The sequence below is a fragment of the Candidatus Methanoperedens nitratireducens genome, assembly GCF_000685155.1.
Lineage (GTDB): Archaea > Halobacteriota > Methanosarcinia > Methanosarcinales > Methanoperedenaceae > Methanoperedens > Methanoperedens nitratireducens.
Window position 1 is genome coordinate 28,471 of record NZ_JMIY01000001.1, and the last position, 11,178, is coordinate 39,648.

8 protein-coding genes, 1 other RNA gene and 1 pseudogene are annotated in these 11,178 nt (G+C 45.3%); 7 read left to right on the plus strand and 3 right to left on the minus strand.

Features of this window, described 5'->3' with window-relative positions:
- Positions 1-70: 70 nt before the first annotated feature.
- Positions 71-841 (plus strand): annotated as a pseudogene (locus ANME2D_RS18930) (GAF domain-containing protein); the annotation flags it as partial.
- Between the two features lie 6 nt (positions 842-847).
- Positions 848-2,506 (plus strand): hybrid sensor histidine kinase/response regulator, encoded by a 1,659-nt coding sequence (locus tag ANME2D_RS18935; protein ID WP_338140327.1) that lies wholly within the window; start codon positions 848-850, stop codon positions 2,504-2,506.
- A 7-nt stretch (positions 2,507-2,513) separates the two neighbouring features.
- On the opposite strand, the gene ANME2D_RS00150 is transcribed toward ANME2D_RS18935, so the two are convergent.
- A complete protein-coding gene (locus ANME2D_RS00150) occupies positions 2,514-3,368 on the minus strand; it encodes a sulfurtransferase (RefSeq protein ID WP_048088192.1) in 855 nt (284 codons plus the stop codon).
- A gap of 67 nt (positions 3,369-3,435) precedes the next feature.
- Positions 3,436-4,566: a GNAT family N-acetyltransferase gene (locus ANME2D_RS18325; RefSeq protein ID WP_198527316.1), complete on the minus strand. Its 1,131-nt coding sequence runs from the start codon at positions 4,564-4,566 to the stop codon at positions 3,436-3,438.
- Between the two features lie 144 nt (positions 4,567-4,710).
- On the opposite strand from ANME2D_RS18325, the gene ANME2D_RS00160 reads away from it, so the two are divergent.
- From ANME2D_RS00160 to ANME2D_RS00175, 4 genes are all read left to right on the plus strand, one after another.
- Positions 4,711-7,068 carry a DUF3656 domain-containing U32 family peptidase gene (locus ANME2D_RS00160; protein WP_048088193.1) on the plus strand — a complete coding sequence of 786 codons (2,358 nt, stop codon included), beginning with the start codon at positions 4,711-4,713 and terminating at the stop codon, positions 7,066-7,068.
- A 100-nt stretch (positions 7,069-7,168) separates the two neighbouring features.
- A complete protein-coding gene (locus tag ANME2D_RS00165) occupies positions 7,169-8,320 on the plus strand; it encodes an LL-diaminopimelate aminotransferase (protein ID WP_048088194.1) in 1,152 nt (383 codons plus the stop codon).
- Positions 8,321-8,410: 90 nt separating this feature from the next.
- Positions 8,411-9,325 (plus strand): polyprenyl synthetase family protein, encoded by a 915-nt coding sequence (locus tag ANME2D_RS00170; RefSeq protein WP_048088195.1) that lies wholly within the window; start codon positions 8,411-8,413, stop codon positions 9,323-9,325.
- Between the two features lie 77 nt (positions 9,326-9,402).
- Positions 9,403-10,365, plus strand: a complete 963-nt coding sequence (locus ANME2D_RS00175; protein ID WP_320408793.1) for a radical SAM protein — start codon at positions 9,403-9,405, stop codon at positions 10,363-10,365.
- A gap of 1 nt (position 10,366) precedes the next feature.
- Here ANME2D_RS00175 and rnpB read toward each other — a convergent pair.
- Positions 10,367-10,691, minus strand: an RNA gene (gene rnpB / locus ANME2D_RS16705) — RNase P RNA component.
- 85 nt (positions 10,692-10,776) lie between these two features.
- Here rnpB and ANME2D_RS00180 point away from each other — a divergent pair.
- Complete coding sequence (locus ANME2D_RS00180) at positions 10,777-10,959, plus strand: methytransferase partner Trm112 (RefSeq protein ID WP_048088197.1); 183 nt, start codon at positions 10,777-10,779, stop codon at positions 10,957-10,959.
- Positions 10,960-11,178: the final 219 nt, after the last annotated feature.

Below are 11,178 nucleotides of genomic sequence, written 5' to 3' on the forward strand. Positions count from 1 at the left end.
TGTCATTACCCCACATTACCCTACATTGTAATTCTTCTACTTTTCGGATAGGCTCTTAGTTGTCGTTCATGATGGTTATACTGATAAAAGATTTAGCAGTGAGATGTTTCAGAGATTCGGGATTCGCTCGGTGATCGCCGCTCCTTTACAGGTAAAAGGTAAAATGATCGGAGTCCTTGGCGCGACTGAAAAGTCCGAGTATGCCTTCACTCCGGTCCATGTTGATTTTCTCAAAAAACTTTCTGTATCCGTTTCGCTTGCAATTGAAAACGCCAGGCTTTTTAAGAATGTTCAGCAGGAACTCACCGAGCGCAAGCGGGCGGAGAACAAACTCATTCAACTCAAGAAGGATCTCGAAGCCGAAATCAGGGACATGAATGTTCTCCAGATGCTGAGCACGCGCTACATCGAAGGCAATGATTTCAGTTTTCTTCTCCAGGAAATAATCGAGGCAGCAATTGCAATTACTGGCGCTGATAAGGGAAATCTGCAGCTTCTCGATCCCTCGACAGGAAAATTGAAGATAGCTGCCCACAAGAATTTTGACATCCATTTTTTGAAGTTTTTTGAGGAGGTGGAAGCCGGGGAAGCGGCATCATGCGGCATGGCAATGGAGCGGCTGGAACGCGTAATCGTGGAAGATGTCACACATAGCCCCATCTTCAAGGGCAGTGATGCGCTGGATGTGCTGCTGGACGAAGGAGTACTCGCGGTTCAATCAACACCACTGCTGGCTCGTTCGGGTCGATTGCTCGGCATCATATCGACTCATTTCAGGCAGGTGCATTCCCCGGCTGACCGCGAGTTGCGGGTAATCGACATCCTGGCCCGGCAGGCTGCTGATATTATCGAGCGCTCGCAGGCTGAAGAGGCGTTGCGCAAAGCGCACGATGAGTTAGAAATACGTGTTCAGGAACGGACAGCAGAACTGGAGGAAGCTAATCAGGCATTGCAGGCTGAAATTAAAGAGCGCAAGCGGACTGAGGCTACACTGGCGGAGAACGAGGAGCGATTGAAACTGGCGCAAAAGGCTGCTAACGCCGGGACATGGGACTGGAACATGCTCACAGGTGAACTGAAATGGTCAGAGGAATATTACTTAATCCATGGTCTCACTACAGATCACGAACCTTATTACAAGAATTGGTTTAAAACGGTTCATCCTGATGACCATGACATGGTGAGTAAAGCGGTTGCTCAGGCAATTGAGCAAAAGATGGATATTGATATTGAGTTTCGCACCATCCGTCCTGACGGCAACCTGTGCTGGTTGAATGCTAAAGGCAAAACCTTCTATGATGATGTCAACCGACCAGTTCGTATGGTAGGCATCACTATAGATATCACTGAGAAGAAGAAACTCCAGGCTCAATTGCTGCAAGCTCAGAGGATGGAGAGCATAGGTACACTCACAGGCGGTCTTGCGCACAACATTAACAATATGCTGACGCCAATGACGCTATCGCTGCAGATGCTAAAAAATAAATTCACCGATGAACAGAGCCAGAGGCTGCTTAATATCCTTGAAAAAAATACACAATACTCGGCTGACCTGATAAAACAGGTCATGTCATTTACGCGGGGTATAGAAGGTGAGCGCAAGATTATTCAGGTAACAGAACTTATTTCTGAAATAGAGAAGATAGCAAAACAAACATTTCCAAAATCCATCGAAGTTAGAGCCGGTGTACCTGGAGACCTGTGGAATATCTCTGGAGATGCTACGCAGTTGCACCAGGTCCTTATGAACATGTGCATGAATGCCCGCGATGCTATGCCAGATGGCGGCATCCTGAACATATCTGCTGAAAATCTTTTAGTTGATGAAAACTACGCCCGTGTTAATATCGGGGCTAAGGCTGGTTCATATGTTGTTATCACAGTATCGGATACTGGAACAGGTATTCCTCCTAAGATACTGGATAGAATCTTTGAACCGTTCTTCACGACAAAAGAGTTTGGCAAAGGTACAGGACTTTGTCTCTCAGTATCCCTTGCAATCGTGAAAAGCCACGGCGGATTTATAGATGTGCACAGTGAAACTGGAAAAGGTACTACATTTAGAATCCATTTGCCCGCTGTTGCAACTGGAACACAAGAAACAAAAGATTTGCAGTTTGAACTGTCCTCAGGAAAAGGAGAATTGATCCTTGTTGTTGATGATGAACCCTCAGTTCGTGATATTACCAGTTTGATACTGGAAACAAAGGGATATAAAGTAATCACAGCCGATGATGGCGCAGAGGCTATTACACTGTACTTGCAGTATAGAAATGAAATTAAGGCAGTTATAATGGATATGATGATGCCTGTTATGGAAGGTCCGCAGAGTATTCGAGCACTGAACAAAATTAATCCTGAAATCAGGATTATTGCAGCAAGTGGATTAACCGAGAAAGACAAACTTGCAAAAGTTCCAGACAACCATGTAAAAGCATTTTTGTCAAAGCCTTACACTGCTGAGGTATTGTTGAAAACCATATACGAGGTTCTAAGCGCGAAATAGAGAGAAGTTATTGCTCATTCTCGACCGGCAGATCCGGATTGTTGCCCCACTCTGCCCATGAGCCGTTGTAGACCCTGATTTTAGGGTATCCCAGCAATCTCAGCGTGAAGTACGTATGGGCAGCCCTTACAGCGAGCTGGCAGTGGGTTATTATCTCTTTTTCTTTGGTAACGCCCTGTTCGCTGAACATCTCGTTTAGCTCAGAGGCAGGTTTGAATGTCCGATCATCTTTTATGCTCTTTTTCCATTCTATATTTACCGCACCGGGTATGTGTCCCCCTCGCTTTGCCCTGATCTTTTTACCCGTGTATTCCTCAGGTGACCTGACATCCAGTATCATCACATCTGGATTTGACATAGTCTCAAGTATCCTCCTTGCTGTGGCTACCCTGTCAGTATCGGGCCGTGGTACAAATGTCTTTCTCTCGATCCTGGGGACAAGGGTAGTAACCTCCCTGTCCTCCGCCACCCATTTTTGAAACCCACCGTTCAATATGCCTGTCTTCTTATGTCCCAGGTATTCAAGCACCCAGAAGAGGCGAGCAGCATAATGACCTGAGTTATCATCATAGGCTACTACCAGTATATCCCTGTCGATCCCCAGGCTTCCAAGAAGGTCGGGTGTATTCGCAGGAGGAAAACCCCTGTTTACGTTCTCATCTCCTGTTATATCCATGTGGTTCAGATGCACCGCATTTTTAATATGCCCTTTATCATATTCCTTCTCTGGCCGCAGATCCACGATCCTGATATCCGCGTCATCCAGATGCCGGGATAGCCAGTCAGTCTCGATTAGCAGTTCAGGGTTGGCATAGGTCCCCTCACCGATTCTATTGGTGTTTGTGGTAGTGCCAGAAGCCATTATAATCAGGGATTGTCTGGCTTTATAGTATAAATTAGTTCTGGTGATTTAGCGCATGGTAGCGCTTTTAGCTTTTAGTACATACATAAACTGCCATAAAGCCATAAGAATACTCTGCTTCGTCGATATGGAATCCCGCTCTTTTAAGTAGCTCTTCCATGATCCATCCAGGGGTTGTGTATTCATCCCTGATTGCAGTCTCTGCATCATCTGCCAGTTCATCACCTGCAGCCTGCCTGATTCCCTCAATCCAGCGATTGAAAAAATCCATGTAATTATCAACATCAAACGAGTACACCGTATCCCTTAAGTAGAACTTCCCTCCCTCCTTTAGCATTCCATGTATGCGCCTCAACGCGATCATTTTCCAGAAATCGGGAAGATGGTGCAGTGCCAGTTGCGATACAACTGCATCCAGAGGCTCGCCGGCGTGCTCATACGTCAGAAACCCTGCATTATGAAATTCTATGTTCTTTATCCCGTGCATTGCTGCCTTTCGCTGTGCAAATTCAAGCATTTGTACTGAGACATCAGTCGCATAAATTTTTGAGCAATGTTGAGCTGCCTCTATCGCAAACTCTCCTGTTCCTGTACCGAATTCGAGAACAGTCTGGTTTCGGGTAAGATTTATCGAGTTCAGGATTTTTTCAGTCTCTTCCTTAATATCTCTTAGCTTTTGCATTCGTGAATCATATGCCTGAACTTCACGTATATCCGCATAGTCAGCGCCTACCTGTTTCATTTCATTATACTGCCATCCGGGACATGGATTCATTTTTCTCTCCCTGCCTGTTCCAATGTACTTCTGGAACATCCCCGGTCTATCTGGTGGTCGTTCTATAAATCCATATCTCTCATAGAACTTTGAAACTCCCTTTGCTGCCATCAGACCAATAAAAGCGCTGTTGCATACATGTGAATTAAGGAAATCCATCAATGCATCCATAATGTGTTTGCCAATTCCCTTCCCCTGGAACCCGGGTAGAACCATTATGTCCTGGATATAAAAATAGATACCATCACCTATCACTCTTCCGCATCCAACTACCTCATCTCTATAAATTACACATACCGAATACAGAGAATTATGTAAACCAGCTTCTGCTGCTATATCATTTATCCTATTCCATCCAACTGCTTTGCATAGTCTCTGATATTCTTCTACAGTTGGAGAGCGTTCAATCAGGGTTATATTCATTGTCCCTCTCTTTCCATATGCTGTCCCCCGTCTCTTAAATAATCCATACTATTCAGAGAGCTTATAATTTTCCCGGACATATACAGGATAGAGCGCTCAGTACCGCAAGCACCTTTTTAAGTTCACATATCCAATAACCCCCGCATGCACAGACCCGAACTTCTTGCACCTGTCGGCGGCAGAGAAGCCCTTATAGCAGCAATCGAGAATGGAGCCGATGCTGTGTATTTTGGCGGTACTGCCTTTAGCGCGCGGCAGTACGCCTCCAACTTCACACGCGAGGAACTTGAATGGGCTATCGATTATGCTCATATCCGCGGAGTTCGAGCATATGTAACAGTGAACACCCTGATCAAGGACTCAGAGCTTGAAGATGCCTGCGAATATCTCCAGTTCCTCTGCAACTGCGGCGCTGATGCGGTCATAGTGCAGGACCTTGGTATCCTGAGGTTATTGCGAAAGCAGCTTCCAGAACTTCCTGTCCATGCCAGTACCCAGATGACCATACATAACATGGAGGGCGTGAGGTTCCTGCAGGACATGGGCGTAAAACGCGTGGTGCCAGCACGAGAGTTATCGCTGGATGAAATCCGCAGGATAAGATCAAAGACCAGAATTGAGATTGAGACCTTTATCCACGGGGCTCTGTGTTTTTCATATTCCGGGCAGTGTCTTTTAAGCAGCATGATAGGGGGGAGAAGCGGGAACCGTGGATACTGCGCCCAGCCGTGCCGGAAAAAATACAGGATGAACGGAGTTGAGGGCTATCTTCTCAGTCCAAGGGATCTCAATATGAGCGAGCATATCGGTTCCCTTATAGGCGCAGGGATCGACTCCTTCAAGATCGAGGGACGGATGAAGCGTCCTGAATACGTGGCAGGGGTGGTTGGAGTTTACAGGAAGCTTATTGACAGGTACTCTGGATCTCCTGAGAACTTTCGGGTAACTGAAGCTGAAAAGCATACATTGCGCCAGTTATTTAACAGGGAATTCACTACAGGATACTTCTTTGGGAGCCCAGAAGATCAGTTGATGAGCCGGGAATATCCGCATAATCGCGGTACAGAGCTTGGCAGAGTGGTTGATTTAGATATACGAAAAAAGCAGGCGTCCATATATCTTAAAGCTCCACTGAGGGCAGGGGACGGCATAGGGATAGGAGGACGGGACAGCGGAATCATCGTCAGGGATATGTATACTGGCAGTAAAAGGACTGCATATGCCAATCCAGGTTCTGTGGTTGAACTTAAAATACCCCCTGAGGCAGACAGGGGCGATGCTGTTTTTAAGACATTCGATAGCCTGCTCATGGCATCATTGAGAACAAAAGATAGCAAAAATAATAAGAAGATCCCGGTAAGAATGTCTTTTACAGCCAGGTCTGGAGAGCATACTGAACTTCGCATCAGCGATGGTGAGAACGAAGCAGTAATACAGGGGGGGATCGCAGGCCAGGCAGAAGGCAGGCCTATCTCAGAGAGTTTGATAGCCCGCCAGTTGAAAAAGCTGGGGAACACCATCTTCGAAGCGCATGAGATTGCGTTTGATATAGGGGATAATATCTTTATTCCGGTCTCAGAGCTTAATTCTCTTCGCCGCGCTGCTGTTGCCCGGCTTGAGAGGGAGCGCACGCTTAAATGGAAACGACAGTGTAAAAGACCAGAAATAACTTTTGAGAAAAAAGAGGTAGAATACAGGCCAGGCCTATCTGTAAACACCGGCTCTGTTGAATGTCTTGAAGCTGCAATTTCAGGCGGCGCAGAGGTTGTCTATATAGACAAAGAAGCATTCGATAAAACGGATAAAAATGATTACAGTTATGCTATCGAATATGGAAGGGAAAAGGGTGTGAGCGTGTTTATCAGTACACCGCGAATAGCAAGAGAGATAGGGAACCTGGATACGCACCTTAATCCTGATGGTTTCCTTGTTGCAAATGCCGGAATCCTGTATTATCTTAGCAGGTTATATCCAATCAAACCCATTGTCGTCGATTATCCCCTCAACGTCTTCAACAGGCTCACAATGGAGCATTTTTTAAATTACAGCCAGAGGGTGACACTTTCTCCAGAGCTTACACTTGATGAGATCAGAGACCTGACGCCATCTGGCCCGACTGAGTGCATAGTGCACGGTCTCTTTCCCCTCATGATCTCTGAGCATAACCTTGTAGGCTGCCTTTTTCCTCAGAGTGATATCCATGATGCTGCACTAAAGGATGATAGGGGTTTTGCTTTTCCTGTCATGACAGATACACAGGGGCGTACTTTTATCATGAACTCCCGCGAGTTATGTATGCTTGAACACGTGCCTGATATAATTAAGGCAGGCGTAAGCTGTCTGCGGATAGAAGCAACAATGTATGATAAGGAATCAACAAAAAAAATAACTCAGGCATACAGGAGAGCTATAGATGATAGTACTGGCAGTAAGAGGATGGGTAACGGTTGCAGTAATCCTGGTGATTTTACAACAGGCCATTATTTCAGAGGGGTACTCTAACAATGGAAATGAAGCTGTAAAAAATGCTATAGCCTATTTCTAAAATTTTCTTAAGAAATAGGCTATCGTTATATACAATAAAAAACATTTCAGCGCGATTATGTACGCTAACAGGATAAATTCATTACCCCCCTATCTATTTGCAGCTATCGATAGAGCAAGAACAGAGGCGATCAGGAAAGGCGTTGATGTCATCAACCTAAGTATAGGTGACCCTGATATGCCCACTCCACCCCATATCGTGGAGGCGATGAAAAAATCAATCCATGATCCAGCCAGGCACAGGTATCCATCGTACGAGGGGATGCTGTCTTTCAGGACTGAAGCGGCAAGATGGTATAAAAAGACCATGAATATCGACCTCAACCCGGAGGATGAGGTTCTAACGCTCATAGGTTCAAAAGAGGGGCTCGCCCATATCCCGCTTGCATTTTTAAATCCTGATGATATCTCTCTTGTTCCTGACCCTGCGTATCCTGTGTACAATATCGGTTCTATTCTTGCAGATGGGAAACCCTTCAGGATGCCGCTACTTTCAGAGAACGATTTCCTTCCCGATCTTGAAGCAATCCCGGCTGATGTAGCTAAAGAGGCGAAGCTCATGTTTCTTAACTACCCCAACAACCCCACATCTGCAACTGCTACGTCTGGGTTTTTTGAGGATGTAGTGGATTTTGCAAATGAGAATGATATACTGGTTGTTCACGACAATGCTTACTCAGAGATGACATACGATGGTTATAAGGCGCCAAGTTTCCTGAACGTGAGCGGTGCAAAAGATGTAGGCATAGAGGTGCATTCCCTGTCCAAAACATACAATATGACAGGCTGGAGGATCGGCTTCGCAGTAGGGAACCGCGACATGATTGCCGGTCTTGGAAAGGTGAAAACAAACGTGGATTCAGGTGCATTTGAAGCGGTTCAGGAAGCAGGGATCGCGGCTCTCTCTGGCCCGCAGGACTGCGTCCGTGAAATGAACAGGATATATAAGGAGAGAAGAGATGCACTTCTCATGGGCCTGAAGGAACTCGGGCTTGAGGTAAAACCTCCCAGGGCCACATTCTATGTGTGGGCACATGTCAGTGGTGAATCCCAGGATTTTGCAAAGATGCTTCTTGAGAAAGCAGGGATAGTAGCTACACCCGGTATAGGGTTTGGTGAATCTGGCGAGGGATATATAAGGTTTGCACTGACCCAGCCTGTTGGTAGAATCAATGAAGCAGTTGATAGAATGCGTAAACTGGATATTTAATACAGAAAAGACTATTTATAATAAGCTATAATAAGGGAATATGAGTCTAAATAGAAACTCTTTTGTTTACTTCGGTAATGGGAGTACGTAATGGATATCGAACAGCTTTTAGCAGAGCGTGCAAGACTTGTAGATTCAGAACTTCCAGATCTACTTCTTGATATCAAGCCCCCTGAGCTTGCGGCTGCGGTCGCCTATGCCATAGATTCTAAAGGAAAGCGCATACGCCCTGCCCTTGTTACACTTTCATGTGAAGCAGTGGGCGGCACTGCCAGAGATGCAAGTTTTGCAGCAGCTTCAATTGAGTTGATACATTCATCATCCCTGGTTCTGGATGATGTAATTGATAAATCAGAAAAAAGACGCGGAAGATATACAATCCATAAGATGTGGGGTACTGATATGGCCCTTCTTACAGTCCAGATCCTTGCAGCCCTCTCACTTAAGATAGCGGCACGTGACCCGAGGCTCATACATGCCATAGCCGACTCACTATTCTATATGGGAGAAGGAGAAGCAATGGAACTTGTTGACTTTGCAAAGGATAAGAAAAGCTATCTTGAGCTTGCGTTCAGAAAGACAGGTTCATTGTTCGGTTCTGCTGCCGAGGTCGGTGCTTTAGTGGGCGGAGGAGCTAAGGAACAAATTAAAAACTTCACAGAATTCGGCACTCATGTTGGTATAGCTTTTCAGATCCGTGATGATATTCTGGACTGCATCTCAAAGGAGGAGGACATAGGTAAACCAGTAAAAAATGATCTTTTTATGGGAAGACCATCAATAGTTATCCTTGATGCGCTTAATTCAGGTATCTCAATTGAGAGAATGATGAAATGCAACAACGGCGAACTGATGCATCTTGTTTCTGATTCTATAGATTATGCAGAGGAAGTGGCGCGAGAAGAACTTGAACTTGCAAAGGGTTATATTGAAACGCTTGATGAAAGCCCTGCAAAAAGGAGGCTTAAAGAGCTGGGCGAGTATATTATTAACCGCAGTAAGTAACAATGGAAAAAGATCGCTCTGGCTCTTTTTATAATTATCTTCCTGAAGGATGCCGCCTTTGTTATAAGGGGGCAAAGATGGTCATCTTTATTACAGGATTATGCGAAAGGAACTGCTTTTACTGTCCTGTTTCAGAGGCGAGGCGCAAGAAGGATTTAGTCTTTTCAAATGAGAGGCCTATCAGAACGGATGAGGATTTGATCGAGGAAGCCATCTCAATGGATGCTCTTGGAACAGGCATAACAGGAGGAGAGCCTCTTCTAAGAACAGAGAGGGTGGTTCACTACATACGTCTTCTTAAGGACAGGTTCGGCACCTCTCATCACATACATTTATATACTGCCCTTGCGCCCGGGATAGAAGTTCTTGAGTCTTTGAGGAATGCAGGTCTTGATGAGATCAGGTTCCACCCTCCACTTAATATGTGGGCCGATGTCAACAGGACACCTTACCGCAGGTCGATCATTTCTGCCAGTGAACTTGGTCTTTCAGCGGGAATCGAGATCCCATCTATAGCATCCGATATTAGCAGTATTCTATCTTTACTGGATGAAGTGGGCGGCTTTCTTAACCTGAATGAGCTTGAGTTCTCTGAAACAAATGCAGATGAGCTTAAGAGACAGGGCTATGTAGCCCTGGATGATGTTTCATCTGCTGCCCTTGGAAGCAAAGAGGCGGCTGGATCACTGGTTAAATCACTACAGGACAGCAGGATTCATTTTTGCTCTTCACGGTTTAAGGATGCGGTTCAGCTCAGGGAGAGATTTAAACGCATTGCAAATAAGAACGCACGGGATTTTGATGAGGTAACTGATGATGGAACCCTTGTCTATGGGCTTATCAGGGGGAATTGTTTAAAAATTTTGCAAGAGGCCGAAGTTACAGAGGATATGTACTCTATCCAGGATGGTTCTGTTGAGACCGCCTGGTGGATAACCGAGGATCTGGCAGATGTGTTGAAGAAAAAAGGGTGCAGTATTTCGGTTATTGAGCGTTACCCGATGAAAAACGGTATGATTGTAGAAAAGACCCCTCTTTAGGGAGTGAGGAGAGTAAGCCCCTTTATGTTTAGCGCAAGGGGCTGTGCCCCTGTCGCGCTTATGCGGCATTCAGCTTTGCGCCGTACTCGGACAGGTCTGGACTGCCCTTTTATCCTATTTCGGCTTGCACCCGCGGGGATTCGCCGTTCCATCCGCAAAACGCATGACCTCATTCTTTCGAAATCATCGCATTTCTGCGCTGCGGTATCGTTTCTGTTCCAGAGCCAGGATTCTCACCCTACACACTTGAATGTGTCCGCGGTCCAGAAGGTGAGGGGACTTTCCTCAGCAGTAGGTCTACCGCCGGCAGCCGCCCTTCCTCTCTCCACCTATCTACGACGTATTTACGTTTATATCTACCGATAATTTGATTATGAAAATGACGTTTAAGGAGGTTTGGGTGTAAATAACATGAAAAGAGACCTGATGGATATCCTGTGCTGCCCGATGTGTAAAGGCGATCTTGTACTTGAAGTAACAGAAGAGAATGAGAAAGAAATAGTGAAAGGAACTCTCTACTGCGGAAAATGCAAAGAGTATTACCCGATCGATGACGGGATTCCTAATATGCTTCCGCCTGATCTGAGGGAATAGCTGAATTAATAAGAAATTCAACCTGATAGAAATCCTTTCAATAATCATTTTTTGCAGTGCCCAAAACCATGTTATCTATCTTCAGTAGATGGGCAAGTAAGTTTCGATTTTTGCATTGTAGGAATTTGTATGGAATATCCGATATTTTTATAATATCCTATAGTTTAGCATTTTTCACTTTTAAATATATAATGCAATAATTTAAATTTTGATTTCTTC